At 71.2% G+C, this 20647-nt stretch carries 23 protein-coding genes and 1 CRISPR repeat array (1 of these 24 cut by a window edge); of the genes, 9 read left to right on the top strand and 14 right to left on the bottom strand.

Features of this window, described 5'->3' with window-relative positions; genetic code table 11:
• The first annotated feature begins 271 nt into the window (after positions 1-271).
• Positions 272-463: a hypothetical protein gene (locus ACWDGI_RS41890; protein ID WP_450768296.1), complete on the top strand. Its 192-nt coding sequence runs from the start codon at positions 272-274 to the stop codon at positions 461-463.
• Between the two features lie 5 nt (positions 464-468).
• Here the strand turns inward: ACWDGI_RS41890 and ACWDGI_RS41885 are convergent, their stop codons facing one another.
• From ACWDGI_RS41885 to ACWDGI_RS41825, 13 genes are all read right to left on the bottom strand, one after another.
• The gene (locus tag ACWDGI_RS41885; protein ID WP_450768295.1) at positions 469-1023 is read right to left on the bottom strand and encodes a DUF6197 family protein; all 555 of its coding nucleotides are present in this window, start codon (positions 1021-1023) and stop codon (positions 469-471) included.
• A gap of 16 nt (positions 1024-1039) precedes the next feature.
• On the bottom strand, positions 1040-1228 hold the full coding sequence (locus ACWDGI_RS41880; protein ID WP_450768294.1) for a hypothetical protein: 189 nt from the start codon (positions 1226-1228) through the stop codon (positions 1040-1042).
• 78 nt (positions 1229-1306) lie between these two features.
• Complete coding sequence (locus ACWDGI_RS41875) at positions 1307-3721, bottom strand: DNA translocase FtsK (protein ID WP_450768293.1); 2415 nt, start codon at positions 3719-3721, stop codon at positions 1307-1309.
• A 111-nt stretch (positions 3722-3832) separates the two neighbouring features.
• Positions 3833-4234 (bottom strand): hypothetical protein, encoded by a 402-nt coding sequence (locus ACWDGI_RS41870; RefSeq protein ID WP_450768292.1) that lies wholly within the window; start codon positions 4232-4234, stop codon positions 3833-3835.
• An 11-nt stretch (positions 4235-4245) separates the two neighbouring features.
• Positions 4246-6315, bottom strand: coding sequence for a hypothetical protein (locus ACWDGI_RS41865; RefSeq protein ID WP_450768291.1), 2070 nt, complete (start codon positions 6313-6315; stop codon positions 4246-4248).
• A 130-nt stretch (positions 6316-6445) separates the two neighbouring features.
• Positions 6446-6655 (bottom strand): hypothetical protein, encoded by a 210-nt coding sequence (locus ACWDGI_RS41860; protein ID WP_450768290.1) that lies wholly within the window; start codon positions 6653-6655, stop codon positions 6446-6448.
• Entirely contained in the window at positions 6655-7161 is a 507-nt protein-coding gene (locus ACWDGI_RS41855; RefSeq protein ID WP_450768289.1) for a hypothetical protein, read from the bottom strand. Before ACWDGI_RS41855 ends, ACWDGI_RS41860 begins: the two co-directional genes overlap by 1 nt.
• 121 nt (positions 7162-7282) lie before the next feature.
• A complete protein-coding gene (locus ACWDGI_RS41850; RefSeq protein WP_450768288.1) occupies positions 7283-9004 on the bottom strand; it encodes a DUF2637 domain-containing protein in 1722 nt (573 codons plus the stop codon).
• A gap of 121 nt (positions 9005-9125) precedes the next feature.
• Entirely contained in the window at positions 9126-9305 is a 180-nt protein-coding gene (locus ACWDGI_RS41845) for a DUF5999 family protein (protein WP_450768313.1), read from the bottom strand.
• Between the two features lie 195 nt (positions 9306-9500).
• Entirely contained in the window at positions 9501-9707 is a 207-nt protein-coding gene (locus ACWDGI_RS41840; protein ID WP_450768287.1) for a hypothetical protein, read from the bottom strand.
• Positions 9708-9812: 105 nt separating this feature from the next.
• Positions 9813-10085 (bottom strand): hypothetical protein, encoded by a 273-nt coding sequence (locus ACWDGI_RS41835; protein WP_450768286.1) that lies wholly within the window; start codon positions 10083-10085, stop codon positions 9813-9815.
• Positions 10086-10240: 155 nt separating this feature from the next.
• On the bottom strand, positions 10241-10627 hold the full coding sequence (locus ACWDGI_RS41830) for a hypothetical protein (protein ID WP_450768285.1): 387 nt from the start codon (positions 10625-10627) through the stop codon (positions 10241-10243).
• Between the two features lie 234 nt (positions 10628-10861).
• Positions 10862-11650 carry a hypothetical protein gene (locus ACWDGI_RS41825; protein ID WP_450768284.1) on the bottom strand — a complete coding sequence of 263 codons (789 nt, stop codon included), beginning with the start codon at positions 11648-11650 and terminating at the stop codon, positions 10862-10864.
• 332 nt (positions 11651-11982) lie between these two features.
• On the opposite strand from ACWDGI_RS41825, the gene ACWDGI_RS41820 reads away from it, so the two are divergent.
• The 6 genes from ACWDGI_RS41820 (at position 11983) to ACWDGI_RS41795 (ending at position 17689) form a co-directional block, all read left to right on the top strand.
• Positions 11983-12777, top strand: a complete 795-nt coding sequence (locus ACWDGI_RS41820) for a GntR family transcriptional regulator (RefSeq protein ID WP_450768283.1) — start codon at positions 11983-11985, stop codon at positions 12775-12777.
• Positions 12774-13439, top strand: coding sequence for a YdcF family protein (locus tag ACWDGI_RS41815; RefSeq protein ID WP_450768282.1), 666 nt, complete (start codon positions 12774-12776; stop codon positions 13437-13439). The genes ACWDGI_RS41820 and ACWDGI_RS41815 overlap by 4 nt, the downstream gene beginning before the upstream one ends.
• 113 nt (positions 13440-13552) lie before the next feature.
• Complete coding sequence (locus tag ACWDGI_RS41810; protein WP_450768281.1) at positions 13553-13834, top strand: helix-turn-helix domain-containing protein; 282 nt, start codon at positions 13553-13555, stop codon at positions 13832-13834.
• 354 nt (positions 13835-14188) lie between these two features.
• Complete coding sequence (locus ACWDGI_RS41805) at positions 14189-15430, top strand: hypothetical protein (protein ID WP_450768280.1); 1242 nt, start codon at positions 14189-14191, stop codon at positions 15428-15430.
• A gap of 113 nt (positions 15431-15543) precedes the next feature.
• A complete protein-coding gene (locus ACWDGI_RS41800) occupies positions 15544-17112 on the top strand; it encodes a helix-turn-helix domain-containing protein (RefSeq protein WP_450768279.1) in 1569 nt (522 codons plus the stop codon).
• Between the two features lies 1 nt (position 17113).
• Complete coding sequence (locus ACWDGI_RS41795) at positions 17114-17689, top strand: transcriptional regulator (RefSeq protein ID WP_450768278.1); 576 nt, start codon at positions 17114-17116, stop codon at positions 17687-17689.
• Here the strand turns inward: ACWDGI_RS41795 and ACWDGI_RS41790 are convergent.
• Positions 17686-18297: a hypothetical protein gene (locus ACWDGI_RS41790; RefSeq protein ID WP_450768277.1), complete on the bottom strand. Its 612-nt coding sequence runs from the start codon at positions 18295-18297 to the stop codon at positions 17686-17688. The genes ACWDGI_RS41795 and ACWDGI_RS41790 overlap by 4 nt on opposite strands.
• Positions 18298-18482: 185 nt before the next feature.
• Here ACWDGI_RS41790 and ACWDGI_RS41785 point away from each other — a divergent pair, with 185 nt between their 5' ends.
• Positions 18483-18719, top strand: a complete 237-nt coding sequence (locus ACWDGI_RS41785; protein WP_450768276.1) for a hypothetical protein — start codon at positions 18483-18485, stop codon at positions 18717-18719.
• Positions 18719-18991: a hypothetical protein gene (locus ACWDGI_RS41780; protein ID WP_450768275.1), complete on the top strand. Its 273-nt coding sequence runs from the start codon at positions 18719-18721 to the stop codon at positions 18989-18991. The genes ACWDGI_RS41785 and ACWDGI_RS41780 overlap by 1 nt, the downstream gene beginning before the upstream one ends.
• A 91-nt stretch (positions 18992-19082) precedes the next feature.
• Positions 19083-20647: a CRISPR direct-repeat array (repeat unit 29 nt; unit sequence CGGGACACCTCCGCTCGCGCGGAGCCGAC) (it continues 50 nt past the right edge of the window).

The following is a 20647-nucleotide window of genomic DNA, read 5'->3' as shown; positions in this document are numbered from 1 at the left end:
AGAAGTTGGGGACATGACGCATCGCCGCCTGGCCGTGGCGGCCGGCGGGGTGCGGTCGTTGCTTGTGGCGGTTCCGCCACCAGCGGGCGGACCATCGTGCGGGAGGCCGGGCGGCCTGTCCGGCCCTCGCCCGCCGGTTGATGGCCGGAGGCGAGGGCCGGGCAGGGTGTCCGGGTGGCGTGCGGGTACGTGGGGTCGGACGGGGGAAGGGGATGGCCGGGTGAGGCCGTGTGCGTCACGCTGGGGCGAGAACGGATGAGGGGGCGCCGGTATGGCCGTGGAGTTCGACGCGGTGATCGACCATGACGGTGTGGTCTGGCAGGCGTTCACCGATGAGGACGGGGTGCTGTTCATCGACGTCGACGCGGACGTGATCGTGTACGTCAACCGTGCGATCGTCGGCGGGCTGGTCTATCCGGCGTGGGTCGATGGCGACGGACGCCTCGTCATCGAACTGGACTGACCGGGCTACAGGATCCGGGCGTCGGCGAGGCCGGCCGCCCGGCGCAGCATCCGCAGCGGGATGCGACCGTCGTGCTGCCGGTCGTTGAACCAGGGCACGGACGGGACGTCATCGCCGAACTCGCGGCGGATCGCGTCCAGGAGGACGGTCTCCGCCTGCCCGGCGAGGCCTGCGTCGCCGCGGGCCTCGATCCGGATGGCGCCCATGAGGCAGACGGCGCCCGCCTCGTCGGTGAGGGCGCCCTTGCACCATCCGGCCGTCTCCATGCGGTGCTGTGCGCGCTCGAGGAGCGCGGCGACCGGTGTGCGGTAGGTGGGCGCCGGAACCGTGGCCGGGGCGGTGGCGGGGGCGTAGGGAGCGGTGATGACGTCGGCGAGGTCGACAGGGTCGGTGGACAGGTGCGCGGTGCGGACCTCGTGGGCGACGGCAGCTTCTTCCAGGCGCACGGTCATGTCGGCGAGGCGGGCGGCGAGCCGGGCCTCCAGTCCGGGTTCCGCCTTGGTGCGGGCGGGGGCTGCGGGAGGCGGGGGTGCCGTGGCGGGCCGGACGGAGACGGTCATGGCGGGGGGGCTCCGGTCAGGTGCGGGAGAACAGGCCGGCCACAGCGCTCAAGACGTCGCTGATCGCGGGGGCGAGGCCGGTGGAGGCGAGGGCGAAGCCGAGCGCGATGCAGGTGAGCGCGGCGGGGGTGGTGACGGAGCCGCCGCGCAGCAGGGCGACGACGATCACGAACAGCACCAGGGCGAGGGAGACGGTGACGACCACGGGGTGGTCCCTTCCGGGGTGTGGGTGGGTGCCGCCCGGCGGGCGGGCCGGGCGGCATAACGGGCGGGGTTGCGGGGGTCAGTCGACGGTGATGGTGAGGTCGGCGCGGATCTCGCGCAGGACCTCGTCAACGGCGTCGGCGGCGACCAGAACCTCACGCTTGCTGCCGTCGGCGGGGCCGACGATTCCGAGGTGCTCCAGTGCGACCATGACCCGCGCCGCGGTGCCCGGGTCGGTGCGCAGCTTGCGCTGAAGCATCGACACCGAACCGAACTGGGTGGTGATGACCAGTTCGGCGGCGGTGAGCAGGACGTCGGCGGCGGTGTCCAGGGGGCCTGCACCGCCCTCGCCTGTCTCGCCCGCGATGGGGGTGGTGGGGCCGTAGACGCCGTGGTCGACCAGGCGCAGTCGGCCGTCTGCGACCAGGTCCGACAGGGCGTTGCGGATGGTGCCGGCGGCGGCGTCGACCAGGTCCCGGATGTCCTTGGTGGTCATCTCCCGGTCGACGGCCGCCAGGATCTTCTCCTTGACCGTGGGCGCCTTGGTGCGGGCGGGCTGGACGACCGGCGGCGGCGCGAACACGCCGATCCCGAGGTCGCCGTCGCCGTAGTCGTCGTCGTCCCCGCCGGACTTCTTCTTGCCCACGGGAGGCTCGATCGTCCAGTCGTGCCACAACCCCAGCTCGGTCAGCCGCTCGATCTCCCGGTCCGTCAGCTGGAAGATGCCGCCCTCAGGGAACAGGTCGCCGAGGCCGTCGGGGCTGCCGTCGTCGGGCAGGTGCGCCCACAGGGTGCGCATCATCTGCGCGCTGGAGCCGGTGACGGTGTGGCCCATGCCTTGGGTGGCGGCGCCGGGGACGTCCTGCGCGGTGTCCATCATCCGGTCGAGCAGGGAGACGTGGGAGCCGAGCCGGTCGGGGATGGGGGCGAGGTCGTGGTCACCGGCGAGTCCGCCGGTGGCCTGCCGGGCGGCGATCCCGCCGGTGATCCGCAGGACCACGCCGATACCGCCCTGCACCTGGTCCCGCAGGGAGGCCGCGCCGCCCAGCTTGTCCAGGTTCAGGGACTGTCCGGCGAAGACAATCCCGATACCGAACTTGCGGCCCTCGCGGGCGATGACGTCGGTCATGAACGCGATGTCGTCGCCGAGGAGGTCGTCACCGACCAGGCTGTTGAATTCGTCCAGGACCAGGATCAGGCCCGGGTAGGGGGAGTGGGCGGAGAAGTCGTGGCCGGCCTCGGCGTTGATCTCGCCCCGAAGGTCCATCAGCGCCACGGCGGCCTTGAGCATCCACCAGGTGAACGCCGCGCCGGCGCTCTGCCGGTCGACGTAGCGGCCGACAGCGGACATCTGCGCGTCCGGCCGCGCGGACGTCACCCACGTCGCCAGACCGGCCAGCGCCCACGCCGCGCACATCAGCGCGAGCGCCACCGTCTTACCGGAGCCGGTGACGCCGACGAGAAAGCCGTGCAGGGTGCCGGACGCGCTGCGCATGTGGACCTTGGCGTCGCGGCCGTCGGGGGTGGTGCCGATCGTGTACCGGCCGTACGCGTCCAGGGTGAGCAGTTCCCGGGTGGCCTTGCGGCCGGACGCGAGGGGCGCCGACTCGTACACCGTCACCAGGACCTCGTTGCCGTGCGTCTCGGTGACCAGCCGCATCTCTTCGGACCGGATTCCGAACGCCGTGCACAGCTGCTCGTGGGAGACGCGGGCGACCTGTCCCGGCTCGACTTCGGCCAGGATCATGCCGCGTGCGGGGATGCCGTTCTGTGCGGGGCGTTGCTCGATGCGCAGGACGCGGCTGCCGGGGATCGCGCCGCCGGGGCGGGCGACCAGCGTCTCCCACAGCGACTCGATGCTCCGGCTGGACTCCCCGGTGGGGGCGACGGTCAGCAGGATCCGGCCGGGCCCGTGCGTGGTCTCGCGCATGGTCACCGCGAGGGTCGGCACGCCGAATGCCGCGGCGATGGCCTCCTCCTCGATGCGGCCGACCGGGGTGCCCTGCGGGGCGACGATCTCGCACTCGAAGTCCGGGTGCGCGCTGGAGATGGTCTGGCGGATGTTCTCCAGGTGGGTGTGGGGGGCGACCTGGTGCTGGTCCCACAGCCGCATGACCAGTCCCTCGAACCCGGTCGGGTAGGCGACGGCGGTCATGTCGCCGGGCGTCCAGGTGGAGCGGGTGGCGGGCAGCCAGGCGGACATCAGGCCGCCCCAGCCGAGGGCGAGGGGGATCTCCCACCAGCGGGTGCCCGGGGTGATGGCGGCCGCGGCGTAGACGGCGCTGCCGGTGACCGGTCCGAGCAGCCGCTGTGCGCTGCGCACGGTCCGGCGGAGGTCGCCGGTCCTGGTGTGCCGGTACAGGCGCCACATGCTGGCGCCGCCGATCGCGGCGGCGGTGAGGTGGGCGGCCGGCTGGTGGAGGTTGGGGAGCACGGCGAGGGCTGCGGTGGATACCCCGTAGGCGCCCATCTCCCATTTCGCCCGCGTGGGCATCCTGCGCATCACAGCAGTTCAGTCCTTCCGGAAAGCGGAAGGGGCCGCGTCCCGCTGTGCGGGTGCGGCCCCTTCGGGGCGGGTGGTACGGGGTGGGGGTGCAGGCGGCGGTCAGGACCGGTAGAAGCCGGGTTTGGCCTGCCGGGCCGGGCTGGTGGTGACGGCTTCCCACACACCGCCGTACTCCGCCTGGTGCTCATGCTGAAGTTGCCGGGCGGCCTGGTGGACCCGGTCGGCGGCACCCATGAGCTGGGTACAGCCGCCGACGACCTCACCGAACCGGGCGCCGACTTCGACAACTGTCATGACGTGACGGGGGTCGACCTCCGCCAGCGCGCACAGCTCAGCGACGTCGATCGCGAACCGGGAGTCGTCGCGCATCGACTGCGCGACGGTCTCGGCTGCGTCGAACAGGTCGGCGCTGGCTTTCTGGAGCGCCCGGAACTTCACGGCAACGGCCTGGTAGCCGTTGGCGGCGCCGTCCGCGCCGACCGCAGGTGCAATCTCTCCCACGACGTCTCCTCTCAGTTCTCGTTGTGGACGCGTGCGGACGGGGTGTGCAGACCCGCGTCCTGCGCGGCTGCCTGAGTGGGCCGGTAGTGCCGGGCCATCGCCGTTTCCTCCGCTTCGGCGGCTTCCGCCGCCGCGAGCGAGGACCGGGCCATCCGGTCGATGTACCCGACCATCTCGGTGACGGCTTCCATCAGTTCGGCGTGAGCGGTCCTGGTACGGGTGCCGTTGACGTTGTGGTTCACGGCGAGGTCCGCGGCCATCGCCTCCAGCTCGGCGAGCAGACGCCGGGCCTGCCTGCCCAGTTCGACGCAGGCGTCGTAAGTGGTCAGCCCGGCAGACACCAGCTTCGACAGGGCATCGAGCGCGCCCCCGAGAGTAATTTCCGTAGCGTGCTGCGCGGCCATCCGGCCGGGGATACCGACGGCGGCCGGGACACCCGCCGTGCCGGTGCGGGCGGGGGAAGCGGGCATGGGGATGGCCTCCTTGGGGCGGGTGGTGCCGGGCCGGGACCCGGCCGGACGCTGCGGTGCGCGGGGCAGGACCGGGGGCCCGGTGCGCGGCAGTTGCGGGCCGGGCGGGGCGATCGGGGTGGGCTCCCAGCGGGTGCCGTGCGAGCGGGCCGGACCGGCCTGCTCCACCGTGATCACCACGTCCGGTCCGTCGTCGGTGTCGAACGCCGATGACCGAGCCCAGGTCCAGCCCGGGGAACCGTCCGCGTCCCCGCCCCCGCCGCGGCTGCCCTTGTCGCTGGTGCCCTTGCTGCTGGGGCGGGCGCCGGGGGACTGGCGGAAGTCGGTCCGCTTGCGGCGGGGGCCGCCGTTGGCCTTCCAGTCCTCCCTGCGCTTGTTCCAGCGGTCGCCGATCGTCTCGTACACGGCTTGCCGGAACGTGGTCCGGCCGCCGGGCTTCCAGCCGTTGTTGACCGGCCCGGGGCCTGCGCCGGCAGCCCGGCCGGAGCCGCCGCCCGTACCCCCGACAGTGCCGCCCGTGTTCGTCTGGCGGCCCTTCCACCGGTTCCTCAGCTGGTCCCCGGCCGCCTCCCAGAACGTCGGGGCGCCCTTGCCCTTCTGCGCACGGCGCACGGCGTTGCGCAGAGCGCCCTTGGACGCGGTGCCGCCGGAACCGCCCCCGGAGGTGCCGGACGGCCTGGAGCCGCCGCCCCCACCGCCAGCAGCCTTGCCCTGACTGCCCTTGGACCACCAGTCGGCGACCTTGCGGCCCATTGACCGGCGGCCGCCGCTCCCGCTCGAACCGCCGGAACTACCGCCGGACCCGCCGCCGTTGCGGCCTGCCCACGTACCGCCGCCCCGGGAACCGTTCCCCGGACCGCCGCCGGGGCCGCCGTTGCGGGTGCCGCCTGCGAAGGTGCGGCTGGAGCCGCCGCCGGCGGAACCTCCGCTGCCCCGGCCTGACGGGCCGGACGGGCCGGTGCTGGTCCGGCCTGTGTTGGTTCGGCCGGCGCCGGTGCTGCCCAGCGTCGAACCGCTGGCCCGGCCCGGTCCGGACCGACCTCCCGGGCCCGTGCCGTTGCCGCGCCCAAAGGTGCCGTTCCCGAAGGCGCCGCCCCGGCCGCGGCCGCCGGAACCGCCGCTGCCGAACACAGAACGGCCGTAGTCGTGGCCGGACGGCACGCCTCGGCGGCGGATCGCCGATGCTTCGGCTCCCAGCCGTTGCGCGTCGGCGGTGGCTTTCGCGGCGAGCAGCTCGATCTCGCGGCGGTGCCGGGCGGCTTCCGCCCGCAGCGGGACCGCCTCGGTGATCCAGGTCTGCATGCCCTCGAACGCCGCGAGGGCGATAGCGAGGACCGCCGCGAGCGAGAGTGCGCCCGCCCGGGGTGCTCCCGCGTCGGGCGGGCTGGGCGGATTGGTGCCCTCGCTGCGCAGTACCGCCGCCCCGTCCGGGGCGGCTGGCGCGTGGGGGATTTCGGGGGCGTCCCAGGGTGAGATTCGAACGCCCGCGCCGTCGCCGGGATCGGCGGGTGCGGGGGTGGTGAGGTCGGGTGCGGGGGGCAGATCCGGAGGCGGCGGGGAGCCGATCCGGGGGAGTGTGAGGACGTTGTCCGGGCGTTCGTCGTCGGACACGGCCCCTCCCTTCCTGGTAACCGTCCGTGATGAGAGGGAAGGGCCTCGCACGCGTACGCGTACACGTGGTTGGGCCCCCCCGTCAAGGACGTTCCGGCGGTGATGATGACGGTGATGATGACGCTGAAGCTCACTGGCAGTGAGCGCGGTACAGGCGCTCCAACTCCTGCGACAGGACGTTGAAGGTGCTGTGGTCGCCGGACTTCTTGACCTTCTGGAGCGCGGCGACCTTCACCAGGTCGTGCCAGGCCCGGAAGAAGCTCTCCGGGCCCTCGGCGCGGGCCTGTTCGAATCGGCGGTTCCAGTGCGCGGCCTGCTTCGGCGAGAGGCCGGCGGCCATCAGGCACCGCGCTTCTGCTGGCCGAAGAAGTCACCCAGCAGCTTCGGCGCCCCGCCGGGCTGGTCGTCGTTCTGCCCGGCCGGGGCGAGCCGCTGGAGCGTCTGCTCAGCCGAGTTACGGGCCGCCGCGTGCACGGCCGCCTTGCGCTCCGCCTTGGCCAGCGCCTTGTCCTTGCGGCGCTGGAGCACGACCTCCGGCATGGTCTCCTCGTACGCGGCCGCCGTCGAGTTGATGGCGCGGGCGGCCTTGCGCAGGGCCCGCGCCGCGTCCCGCAACGGCTTGGCACGCTTCCGGGCCCGGGACGCGGCGGACAGGCCGAAGGGCAGGTCACCGGGCAGGCGGCGGGCCTTCACGTCGGCCTGGAGCGCGTCGGCGAGCCCGTCGTAGGACTGCGCATCGTTCAGCAGGCTGCCGCGGTGCACGGCCTGCCAGCCCTCGCGCTGTCCCGGCACGGCCAGAGCCTGCACGCCGTGCGTGACGCGGGATGCGATGTCTTTGCTGGTCACGTGGGGATTCCTCCTGGTCTACTGGGGGCTGTCGACTGCTTCCGGCAGTCGCAGCGAGGGCCAGCCCACTTCCGATGGGCTGGCCCTCACTGGTGTGTGCCGGACGGTGTGTCCGTGCTGGTCACTGCTCTACGTGGTAGCCGTTAGCGATCAGCGCGGCGGCCTCGGCGCGGTAGCGGGACGCGGTGTCGGTGGACGACACGTCGCACGCGCTCTGCACGTCGGCGATCGAGATCAACCGGCACAGCTCACGCTGGACTTCGAAGTCCGACAGGCCGATCGGGACCAGGCCTGCCGCGAGCGCCAGGCGGGCGACCCTGCGGACCGCGCGCTCACGCGGGGTGAGCCGCGCGGCGTCCTCGGCTTCGACCGCACGCCGCTCGATTTCGGCAGCGGCCAGCCGCCTTTCGGCAACACGCAGCTCCGTTTCGGCTTCACGCTCCCGAGCGTCCTGCGCGGCGGCCCGCGCGGTCGCCGCCCGCTCCTCTTCGTCCGCCTTCAGCCGGTCGGCTTCGGCAGCGCGGCGACGGGTTTCGGCAGCGACCTCTTCGGTTTCGGCAGCAGCCTTGTCGGCTTCGGCAGCACGCCTGCGGGCGTCGGCGATCGTGGCTGTCTCGATCGCCTGCGTCTCGGCGGCGGCCGCCCGATCGGCTTCCGCCGCGAGCCTCCGCTTCTCGGCTGCCTGGCGTTCCAATTCGGCCGCGCGGACATCCGCGGCAGCGGCCGTCTCACGGGCCTGTGCCGCCTCGCGCTCGGCGGCGGCCTCGCGGGCACGGGCCTCGGCGAGCAACGCCGTCTCCAGCGCCGCCTCTTCCCGCTCGGCAGCCCGCTCGGCAGCGCTGACCTGCGCACGGGCCTGCGCACGGGCCTGCCCCGTCTCCGCCTCAACCTGTGCGCGGACGGCTTCGAGCATGCCCTCCGCCTTCAGCCGGTCGGCCTCCGCCCGCGCCTGCGCCTGCTCCTGGCGGGTCTGTGCCTCCAGGCGCCGGCGCTCGGCGTCCTCCGCCCGCTCCTGCGCCTCGCGTTCCTGTCGTTCGGGCAGCGCGAGGGCCTCGGCGACGGTGTAGCCGTAGGCGGCCATCGTCATGGGCAGCCGCTCATCCTCACTCGCCACGTCCAGGCTGCCGCCGTGCTTGCGCCTCAGCCACTGCTCGTAGCCCTTGAGGTCCCGCTCCCGGCGGGTCATCTCCGGGTAGGAGGTGACCCCGTACAGCCGCATCCGGCGGTAGATCCGCGGCGTCCCGAGCGGGCTCAGGATCCAGCGGTGCAGCGGGATCCGGTCCGTTGCCGTACCGGCTTCGAGCTGCACTTTCTTGATAAAAAGCTTCCGTGCGGCTTCCACCCCGATCACGAACAGCAGCGGCATGACACCGTGGCTGGCAGCCCGGACCGGGTCGGCGCCGATCTCGCCCTGAGAAGAGGCGTTGAACCAGATCGTCGCGGCCGTCATCGTGTGCGCGGCCACCCGCAGCAGATGCCACGGAGTGTCCTTGCGGATCAGGTACAGGTCCAGCGCGAGAAACGCGATGATCGACGCGTCCACGCCCACCGGGAACCAGGGCGCCAGCTTGGGGCTGAATCCCCAGTTCAGGGCGACCTCGGCGAGGGTGCTGTAGGACATCGCGAAACCGATGATCCCGACGAGCGTGCCGCCGATCGCAGCGGCCGCCGACAGGACCAGCATCAGCCGGTCCCGGCCGGGCTTGATCGTGTTCCGGTTGTCCGTCTCCGAAACGAACTCCGGCGCTCCCGAAACGAAGCCGGGTGCGTCCGAAGCGGCGGCCGGTGGAGCCGAAACGGGGGTGTCGGGAACCGCCTGGCGCGGTACTTCAGTGATCGTCATGGGGGCCTCCGAAGGGGGCGGTCAGGGCGCGCCCGAAACGAATCCGCCCGCTCCCGAAACGGGGGCGGGCGGGTCCGAAACGGCGGCCGGTGCAGCCGAAACGGCCGCGCAGCGGGCGGAGTCAGACGGGGCGGTGCGGGGCGACGACCCGGCCGTCGGGCAGCAAGTCACCGGTATCCTCGAACACGAGCACGCCGTTGCAGAGCAGGCTCCAGCCCTGCTCGGGGTGGGCAACCTGCACGACGGCGGCCTCCCGGTCCGCGCTGTCCGCCGACGGACACAGCTCGGGGTGCCGGCACAGCGAGCGGGGCAGGCGCCCGGTCGGGGCGGGAACGGTGGGGGTGAGGGTGGGCATCAAGACCTCCCGGCAGGTAGTCGGTCGCGCGGCTGCGCGGCTCCCCTAGACCGCGCCCGGACCGGCCGCCGACGGGGGCGAGGCCGGGCCGGGCGGGTCAGGCAGTCGGCAGAGGTGGCGATGCCGGACTGGCGGAAACCGTCAACGCCGTTGCTGGCGCAGACGGTTGAGGTAGGCGTCCTGCAACGCGGCGAACGACTCGTACAGCCGCTGCCCGGTGCGGCAGCGGCTGGTGTCGGTGCACGACGTGCAGGTGTCGCGGTGGGTGCGGTACGCGGTGTGCGCGGCCTGGTAGCGGGTGAGCAGGTCGTCGGGCACGGCGTCAGTGCCCGGCGTTCCGGCAGGCATCGCAAACTCCGCCCGACCAGCCCTCGAACCGCGCGCTGCACACCGAGCATTGGCCGCTCACGGCCACGACCAGACGTAACGCGGTAGCGATCAACCGGCGCGTCATCAGCGGACCTCCGTCCCGGCCGGGACGGCGACGGCCAGCTGCTGACCACGGCACGCGCTACACGTCGACCAGCGCCCGCACATGCCGCATGCGTCCTGCTCCGTGTCGTCCAGGTTGAGGGCGGCGAGCCGGGCCCGCATCTCCGCCACGGTGCGCGGGGCGCGCCGCCCGGCGGGGATCCGGGCGTCCTGCTCGCGAACGACGGCCAGGAGGTGTTCACCCAGCCGGCGGTTGGCGTCCTGGTCTGCCGGGGCGGGGCGGGTGCGTGTCATGCTGTCGATCACAGGGACTCCCTTCACGAGTGCCTGTACTGGCGGTCCCGGAGCTCTACCTCCGGGACCGCCGCATGTGACTGGCCGGACAGCCAGCCACGGCCCGTCTCCCGCTCCCACCCGCCGTGGGGCGGGAGGCGGACCGTGGCGGATCGTCAGGCAGCCGGCACGTACGACGCGGGGGTGCGGCCCTCGCGGACCAGGTGGTCCGAGGTCGTCCAGGTGTCGCCGACCGCGTACGGCTCGGCGTCGGCGCGCATGATGTCGCGCACGATCACCGCCCACAGCGCGGTCCGCTTGAGCAGTGCGCTCGCACGCTCGGGGTCGCGGATGACTGCCAGGACCTCGTACGCGCTGATGCTGGTCTGGTAGATCGCGCCGACCGCACGGGGGCCGATCTCGGCATCGACACGGGCGTCACGCTGCGGGTGCGGGCGGCCGCCGCTCGGGGCGGGCCGGTCCGGCGTCTTCTCGTGCGGGAGCGGCCGCCTCGGCAGCGGAGGCCGGGTGTCCAGGGTCGGTACGGCTGACATGCTGTGCATGCGGGTCGTCCTCTCAGACAGGGTGACCTGCGACAGGACCCCCGGGGCGGCCACCCCGGGGGTCCATCGCGTGAGTGCGTCCTGCGCACTCCGCCGACTACCAGGCCCGCAGTGAAGCGGGCTGGTCGACGACGGGCAGCGCAGGAACTGCGGGTTGGGATGTCAGGGACGACCACGGCCCCGGGTATCCCGATTGCTCGGGATGGCCCGGGGCCGTGGTGTTCGTCTGGATGGTCAGCGCGCTGAGCGTGCGGGGTGAAGCGTGGTGAGCGGGACCGCGGGGCTGTCTGTCGGGGCGTCCCCGGCGGGCAGCTGCGCGCGCGTGGTGTCGGCGTCTCGGACCTTCGGGAGCACGGTGGCCCACTGCGAGGCCCTCTGCGCGAACGCGTCGGCCGCGTACTGACGGTCGAACCGGCGCCGCTCCTGGGCGAAGAAGTCGCGGACGGCGCGGCGTCGGGGTTCCTGGCGGAGCATGCGGAGAAAGGTGACAGCCAGGCACTCGCCGTCGCGGCAGGGCAGCGGCAGTCCGTCGCGGCCGGTGATCTCACCGCTGCAGGCCCGGCACTGCTGCTGGTGCTGGCGGAACACACGGCGGACCGTCTCGACAGTAAGCGGGGCGGGCGTGAGCTGGCTCGCGGCCGGAGTCGAGGTGGTCTTGGGCTTGGGCAGGACCTTGGTCGCGCGGCGGGACGCGGTGGTGGGGCGGGCCTCGATCAGCCGCGTGCGCCAGTCCTCGAGGGTGATGTCGATGTCGACCTGGCGGTCACTGCCGGCCGTGCAGCGGCGGGCGTTCGGGGTGCCGGCGGGGTCGGTGTGGTGGGGCACCAGCTTCGGGGTGCCGTTCATGCCGGTGATCGGGCACCAGGTGCGGCACTCGGGGCAGACCATGTGCTCCCGGCCGGGCGCAAGGTCGATCTCGTTGGCCGGGAAAGTGGAAAGAACGATCGGCGGGAGAGGGTTGACGCGCTTGGTGCGGGTCTTGCGGCACCGCTTGCGGGCCGTCGGGGTGGCGGTCGTGGTCACGATGACTCCTCGTATCGGAGGGGCGGGACGCGTCGCGGTGTCCTCTCGGCCCGCCAGGCGCACAGGCCGTGGCCCGGGCGTCCTGACGGACGGACAGCACATCTGCGCTGCTTCGTGCACTACAGGAGCCATGAGCCGGGGGATTTGGTGGTGCTATCACCTCGGCCCTCCCCAACTACCAGGGGAAGGGGCTTCCTGCGGTCTTGCAGTAGCACTAGCCAACTCCACTGTCCTAGGACTGTCGAGTTACTGGCATGACTGTGACACCACAGTCCTAGGACTGTCAACAGTCCCAGGACTGTGGTTCACTGATCTCAACGAAAGGGGTGAGGATGGCGCCGAAGTGGCGGGAACTAGCGGACCGGATCGCCGAAAAGATCAGAAGCGGGGAGTACACGCCGGGCCAGCAGCTTCCTCACATCCGTGAACTTGTAGAAGCTGGTGCAGGGTCGAAGTCGACAGTGCACGCCGCATACAAGGCACTCGAGACCGAAGGCCTCGTTACATCGTCACGCGGTCACGGCACGGTCGTACGGCCACCCACCCCTCTCAAGCGGCTCGGGATCGAGCGTTACGACAAGGCCAAATGGCGCGACAGCGACGAGGTGGCCTTCATCGCCGACCGAGTTGCCTCAGGACGCTCCTACCGCAGAAATGAGCAGACCCAGACCGTCGAACGGATCGTTGCTCCGCCGACTGTGGCATCCGCCTACGGCCTGACCGACACAGCTGAGGTATACGCCCGGGCACGTCTCGTAAAGGAAGGCGACCAGCCAACCCACACCCTCACGAGCTACTACCTGCCCGAGATAGTCCAAGGCACACGACTCGTCGACCCAACCCCAGGCCCCGCCGGCCGAGGTGGAGGATTCCGAGTCCTCTTCGACGCTGGCTACGAAATCGACCACATGAGCGAACAACTGTTCGCGCGCCCAGCCACATCAGACGAAGCTGCGCTTCTTCAACTCGCCGCCAGCGAATGGGTAGTAGAACTGCACCGGCGTACCTATACAGCCGATGGCACCCTCGTGGAGTTCGCGATTGGGGTGCATGCCGCCTCGCGCTTCGCTTGGGAGTACACCTTCGCCGTCCCTGACTCGGCCAATGCCACCAGGAGGCCGCAGTGATCGATGCTCAGTCGTGGTCCGACGCCCGTGTGCTCTGGGATTTCCAGCAGATGCACCATGAACTTCGGCCGTGCTCCGTCGCCGTCGGCCTTGGAAGCCACGACCTCGGAGTCGCAGAGACAACGTCCGCTCTGTATCACCGTGGCCTAGCACCCTTGATTCTCTTTACCGGAGCGACCAGCAGAACCACACAAGCGGTGATGCCTCGTGGTGAAGCCGTGCACTACCGGGAGCGGGCTCTGGAGCTCGGCGTGCCAGATTCCGCAATTCTGGTCGAACCTCGCGCCCGAAACACCGGGCAGAACATCGTGTACTCAAAGCAACTGCTGGAGGCTGCTGGCGTCGACGTGTCCTCTGTACTACTCGTCACCAAGCCGTACGAAGAGCGGCGAGCGTACGCGACAGCCCGCAAGCTGTGGCCGGAAGTCGAGGTCATCAGTGCCTCCACGCCCGTAGCACTCAATGAGTACGTCGAATCAATCGGAGATGCACGGCTTGTCATCGACATGCTTGTCGGCTCGCTCCAGCGCCTCCTGATCTACCCAGAGCAGGGCTTCATGATCAGAATGACGGTTCCTAACCACGTGACCGCCGCATACAGGCGACTCTGCGATGCCGGATTCGTAGGCCGCCTTCTGCCCGCCGAAGCGGGCTCCCGTTAGCTACTTCGGGCACCCCCTAGTTCGGCAAGGTCGTCGCCCGACACGCCGCCAACTCAACAGCACTGAGTGCAGAGTTATGTATAGTTCTGGATCACGTGAGGAGAGAGGGAACAGTGGCTGACCTACTTGATGCAGTCGACGCTCTACTCGCGCGGCCGGACACCATGCCGCCGCCGGAAGTCCGGGCACGTCTCCGCAAGGCCGACGGGCTCACTCAGGAAGAAGTCGCCGAGGTCTTCGGTGTCACCAGGGTCGCGTTCCACCGCTGGGAGACCGGAACGGCCAAGCCGCACCGTCGCCGCCTGGAAGCTTATGCCCGACTTCTGGAAGGCTGGGCTAATAAGTACCCAGAAGTGATGTCCGCCCCGGAACCGGCTCACCAAGAGGCAGGTTGAGAAGACCGATGCACTCCCGATCTCCCTAAATGCGAAGCGGCCCCTGTCGCCACAACAGGAGCCGCTTCCAAGTCCGACTCGCTCGCCTACCAAGCTCCGAGTCGTGAGCAGCGAGGTGACCTCGTCTGCCGGGTGATGCCCGTGGGCCGTTGGCCCGCGTGGTCACCTATACCCAGAGTATGCGCAACCCATAGCGCAACGCCACTACTCCGGGCCAGGCACTAGATCACATTCACTGGCCACGACTCCCCTACCTGGGGAGATGACCCAGTTGCACCGCCTGTTCTACCGTTCGCCGACCGCGCGGACCGCTCCCGTTCCGGCAGCCGCTGGCCTCCCAACGAGGGGGGCGGTATGAGCGCGTCGAAGCCCCGTAAGTCCTCCCCGACGCGTCCAAAGGCGTCGGCCGCCGCCCCTGAGCAGGTAGTCGAGCTGTACGGCCCAGAGACGGACGGCTGGTACGACACCCGCGTCATGGACTGGATCGCCTTGTGCGAGCATCTCAAGGACGCCGACGTGCGCGTCTACTTGGTGTTGCGGAGCTTGGTGGTCGAGAAGTTCAAGAACCACGTCCGTGTGCTCACGCTTCAGCTGCTGTGCGAGCTGGTCCCCAGTCCGAGCGGTGGCCCGAGCAGTCTGACCCGTATCCGGGGCTGTCTCGACGGTCTCACCAAGGTCGGTCTGGTCACCACGCCGGAGGGCTTGCCCATTAAGACGTCGTCCCGAGCAAGCGCTATGAACAAGCCGCTCCGCATCCGGATCAACGACCGAGCTCCCGAGGGCTACCCGGGCTGGCGAAACTCCGAAGACAAGCTGAAGGCCCTCGGTACCGCCCTCGCCGACCTTGTCGAAGACGACACCAGTCACGCCACCGCTCCGGCTTCAGGCGGTGCCTCTCCGGCTGCGGGTCGGATTTCCGACCCGCAGCCGGAACCGGGTCGGAAATCCGACCCGGCGGGTCGGATTTCGAACCCGGCGGGTCGGATTTCCGACCCGTTGAGTCGGATTTCCGACCCGCTCGCGGCATCTGACCAGGTCAAACGCGTTGTTCCTCTGGTTTTTCCTTCTGGATCTTCCTCTGGTCTCTCTCCTGTCGGGGGTGACGCTGAGGTCTCTGGAGACGTCTCTGCGGACGGAGAGAGAGAGATCGAGGCTGCGATGGGGGGAGAGAACCCTTCCGGGGCTGAGGTCCCGCATCAGCGGGAGCGCTCAGACCAGAGCACAGCAGCAGGGGACCGGATCGTGGCTGCGTACGCTGCTGCTCTTGGACGACCGGTGCTGAATGGGACCCGGGCCAAGCTGCTGGGCCAAGCCGTCGAGCTGCTGGGCCAGGGCCTCCCCGAGACCTGGCTGTGCGACCGGGCCCAGGAGATGGCCGGACGTGGCTGGACGGACATGCACCGGCACGTGGAAATGTCCAAGGCCCCCCTCGCTCCGGTTGCCGTCAGCAAGGGCCGTTCCGTCGTGCCGGAGTGGTGCGGGCAGTGCGGCGAGGGCACTCCTGCTGCCCGGCTCAATCCGCGGTTCCGGACGCTCGGAGAGCTGGGGACTGGGGAGAAGTGCCCACGTTGCCACCCGGACGTAGTGGGCCCGTAGGCCTGCTGGACGCCCCTGTGCGGCCCCGCTAGGCACCTCGGCGGGGAAAACCCCGCCGGGCCCCGGGGACGCCCCTCAGACGCCCACACAGACGATCAAGGAAGGAAGTCCCGATGGACCGGGACAACACCACCACCGGCCACGCGGCGATCGATGCGCTGCTCGCCGGGGTGCAGGAAGAGGTCCCGCTGCCAAGCCCGGAGCTTCGGCGCCAACTGCGCGAAGGCGTTGGCCTGTCGAAGGCTCAGGTGGCGCGCGCGGTCGGCGTGAGCGCGTCGACGCTGAGCGGCTGGGAAGCCGGCCGCGAACCCGGCGGCGAGTCCCGCGAGCGGTACGCGTACTTCCTGGAACAGGCACAGGCCAAGCTCGACAGCCGCACGGCGGCGGCCGCCGACAGCTCCAGCCCGACGGAGACAGCTGTGACCGCCACCGGCGGCCAGGGCGACGGCGACGACGGTCAGCACGAACTCGCCGTGCCCCAGCCGTGCGTGCTGTGCGGGCAGCCGGCCCACCACCAGGTCGCCGGGTTCCCCCAGCACCTGGACCCGGCCGAGTGCGCCACCACACCCCCGGCCCCGCAGCCGGCACCCGCACCCGCACCCGCGGCGGCCGTTCCGGCCGCGAGCGTGCCTGGTCGGGGCCGCGCCGAAGGGGCGCGGCAGGCCTCGCGCGGGGTGAAGGTCGTAGCGGCCGGCCGCCGGGTACAGCCCGCCGACGCCCCGGACCCGCTCGCCGGGCGGATCATCTCGGCGGTCGCGGCCGCGCTCGGCGAGCACGGCGGGGACGTCGCGGAAGCGACGGCGGCGCTGGTGAAGCGGGCGATCCCGGACGCGATGGCCCTGCTGGACCAGTCACGCAAGGGCGGCCGCTACGACGTGGTCGCGCATCCGTGGCTGCCGGACGTGCTGCGCAAGCAGACCGCGCGGGGCGCGGACCAGGTGTGGGAAGCCCGCCCGAAGTGGACCCGTCCCGAACTCCCGGCCGGCGTCCACGAGGTGACCGCGCTGGACGTCAACGGGGCGTACCTGTCGGCGCTGAAGACGCATCTGCCGCTCGGACAGCTGGAGCACTCCGAGGGCGGCCAGCACGACCGGCGCCGCGCCGGCATCCACCTGATCACCCCGCCCGACTGGGACCACGACGCATACCTCCCGAATCCGATCGGCCAGCGTGACGAACCGGGCCCGCTGTGGGTGACCGAGCCGACCCTGCGCCTGCTGCTGCGGATCTCCGGCCCGAAGTACGGGCTGTGCGACCCGCCCGTCATCCACGAATCCTGGACGTCCGGGGCCACGGAGGGCCTGCTGGAGAAGTTCCGCATCACCCTCAAGGACGCCCGGGACCAGGCGATCGCCGACGGCGACGACGTGACGCTGGAGTACGTCAAGGCGATGTACTCAAAGTTCGTCTCCACCATGGGGGAGTCGAACTACAACCGGGAGCTCTACCGGACCGACTGGATGCACCTGATCCGCTCCCAGGCGTTCGCGAACCTGTGGTTCAAAGCTCACCGCGCCTACGACGAGGGGCTGATGGTGGTGCGGGCGATGGGCACCGACGAGCTGCACGTGGCCGGTGACTGGCGCGCTATCTTTCCCGAAGGGCGCGGCGTGACCGAGGTGAAGGTCAAGGACGTCTACACCGTCGGCAGCGCCGACCCCACGACCCCGGAGGAGGCCTGACATGCCCGAGCGCAACCTCGACTTCGGCAAGTTCGGCGCGCGCGGCATCAAGGGCCACGAAGCCGTCGCCCGCCAGCTCGACGCCCTCGCCGGGTACGTCGCCACCCCGATCACCGCCCGCCGAGGCCTGCTCGCCCGCCTGCACTACCTCACCCGATCCGACCGCGCCCGCACCGCCGCCGCGGCCGCGGGCCTGACCGCCACGCCCCGCACGATCCGGGCCTGGCTCGCCGGCACCCGCCAGCCCTCCCGCGCCAGCCTCGCCGCGATCGAGCAGGCCTACCGCGCGGTCCGGCGCGAGAACGTCGCCCGCTACCTCCTGGCCCGCCTCAACCGCGACGGCCGCGGCACCCGCGTGGAGTTCCACCCGCTCAACCAGTCGCAAGTCTCCCGGCCCCAGCAGCGCGTGGTGGAGTACCGGACGCTGAACGTCCGGCGGTGGGACCGGATCGTCGCCGCATGGGCCGCTGACGATGACGACGCCCTGGACAACGCGTGGGTGGACGACGCGGTGGTCGACCTCGGCTCCCAGTGGGGCCAGTACGAGTACGTCACCAACATCGGATTCGCCGCCTAGCTATCGCTGCTTCGGCGCAGGGACAGTCGGCGCCGAGGCGCGGCGGGCGCGTCCAGGACGAGGAGCAGCTCCCGGCGGAACGCAGTCAGGGCCTGCGTCGCCACCTCCTCGTCGTCGAAGCGGTCCACGACCGCAGCGAGCACGTTCTGGGCCGCCTCGGCTAGTGCTTGCTCCGGGCGCCTTATCAGCGGCGCGGCAGCAGCTCCGAGACGGCTGAGGGGCGCGGTCAGCCTGTCCGCCGCTGCCGAGAACTCCTGGTCCCACTGACGGAGCACCGCAACCATCTCGCCGGTTTGGGCGAGGAAGCCGGGAAGGCCCTGCCCTGCCCGTTCCCGCGCCGCAGTCGCCCGGATTAGCGCGTGCGCGCTGACGATCAGTCGCGTTCTCCAGCCGCCCACCCCGCGATCGTGCATATTGCCTGCCACCTTGACCGCGATCACCGCAGCGAGCAGCTCATCGGCCTGAGCTTGCAACTCTGCCTGGTCATCGGCCAGTTGCTTGCGCGCCTCCGTACGGCGCGTCTGCCAGTCGCTCCCCACCGCCCCGAGGAACACGAGAGCCACGGCACCGGCAGCACTGACGAGTGGGTTGAGGAGGTCAGCGTTCATGCTCCCCTGGACACCACCCCGGACCCGCCAGGTTCCCCCTCGCCGCCTGTACCACCGTGCGATCTGGAAGGCGCGGTCGCGATGGCCTCACCAGGACCCCTGCCCAAACCGCCAGGAGGTCCCCCAGCTGACCCGCTCGGCGATACCGTGGTGTCACACGCCCCGTACCGCGTCTGGAGGCTCCGATGAACGACCAGCCGGTCCCCGCCGACGGAGCCGTCCGGCAGCAGCTGGAGCCGGCGGCCGCCGAGGCGGTCCGCGCGTACGCGGCGCGCACCCGCGAGCAGGCCGACCAGTTCGCCGCCGTCCTGGAGGACATCGCCGAGAACGGCCTGCCCTCACCCGAGGACTGCGCCCCTTGGGAAGAACTGCGCGAATCCCACCTCGCCCGGCTCGCCGCGCAGCGGCCGGCCGTGGCCTGATGCCTCAGGGACACGGGCCCCGCCGCGCCCGGATCGCCTTCTCCGACGCCGCCGCCAAGCAGCTGGAGAACATCACCAGGGAAGCGGACATCCACGCCCTGGACCGCGCCCTGGTCGTCATCTCCGTCGACCCCGACATCGGTGCAGCGATTCCCGGAGACACCACCGGCCCCCAACTGCGCCAGTACACCGACGACGTCGAAGCCGTCCGCATCCTGTACTTCGTCACCGCCCTGCGCACCGTGGTCGTCATCGCCTACATCGAAATCTGACATGACGCTGATCAAGCAAGTCGTCGCCATGAGGTCGGCTCCGCTCGCGCGGGGCCGACCGGCGAGGTAGGAGCCGCGGTGTTCGGCCCGTCGGGACACCTCCGCTAGCGCGGAGCCGACCGACACCACTGGCCCGACAAGCTGGTAAACATCGGGACACCTTCGCTCGCGCGGAGCCGATGCCATGCCACGCGACCCGGTGAACGAGGGCGACGGGGCACCTCCGCTTGCGCGGAGCCGACGACGGCGTCTACGTCCTGCACTGGCTCGACGACGGGACACCTCCGCTCGCGCGGAGCCGACGGCAAGGGCGCCAGCACCCGCGTAGGCCAGCTCGGGACACCTCCGCTCGCGCGGAGCCGACTTCATGATGTTCCAGGCGCCGGACAGCAGGGACGGGACACCTCCGCTCGCGCGGAGCCGACGAAGACGGGGGCGATGTGGCTCATGACGCGGTTGGGACACCTCCGCTCGCGCGGAGCCGACCGCCCCGAGTTCACCCAGCCGCCCGCCGACGACGGGACACCTCCGCTCGCGCGGAGCCGACGCCCTCGAGACCGCGTCCTTGGCGTCCTCGACCGGGACACCTCCGCTCGCGCGGAGCCGACAGCGTCAGAGCGTTGACGTCGGCGGGGGTGTACGGGACACCTCCGCTCGCGCGGAGCCGACTTCGTAACCAGGCAGGTCTCTCCCAGGACCAACGGGACACCTCCGCTCGCGCGGAGCCGACGGCTCGGTCAGCGTGCGCGCGTGCATCAGCAGCGGGACACCTCCGCTCGCGCGGAGCCGACATCACTCAGGGTCCCCTCATGAAACCCACTCACGGGACACCTCCGCTCGCGCGGAGCCGACGGAGCCGCCATCTGCTCGGGCTCGGACTCGGCCGGGACACCTCCGCTCGCGCGGAGCCGACCTCATCAACATCACGCCGTCCGCGTCGGCCAGCGGGACACCTCCGCTCGCGCGGAGCCGACGTCATCGGCCGGCAGCACTGGGCGGACGGGAGCGGGACACCTCCGCTCGCGCGGAGCCGACGGAACGACGGTCGCCAGCGGCCGCACGACCGCCGGGACACCTCCGCTCGCGCGGAGCCGACGACGCCATCGCCCGGCACACCATGACCCCGGGCGGGACACCTCCGCTCGCGCGGAGCCGACGTTGTTCCACTGGTCGGGCATCTTCCACTGGACGGGACACCTCCGCTCGCGCGGAGCCGACAGGGTCACCGCGGCGTTGCGGGTACCCGACTCCGGGACACCTCCGCTCGCGCGGAGCCGACAGCACCAGCCGACCGTCGAGCCCGAGGCGCCGCGGGACACCTCCGCTCGCGCGGAGCCGACGCCCCCATCCACTCCTTCACGAAGTCCCCGAACGGGACACCTCCGCTCGCGCGGAGCCGACAGGACCGGGAGATCGCAGCGAATGACGACAAGCGGGACACCTCCGCTCGCGCGGAGCCGACACCATGACGAACGCGATGGTCCCCATGGTCACCGGGACACCTCCGCTCGCGCGGAGCCGACATCGACCGGGGCTACAAGACCACGATCGAGGGCGGGACACCTCCGCTCGCGCGGAGCCGACGAACAGGAGGCACACCTGCGCCGGTTCGGCAGCGGGACACCTCCGCTCGCGCGGAGCCGACTTGCAGTACAT

Source organism: Streptomyces sp. NPDC001220 (genome assembly GCF_053597895.1).
This window is presented reverse-complemented; position numbering and strand designations above follow the sequence as displayed.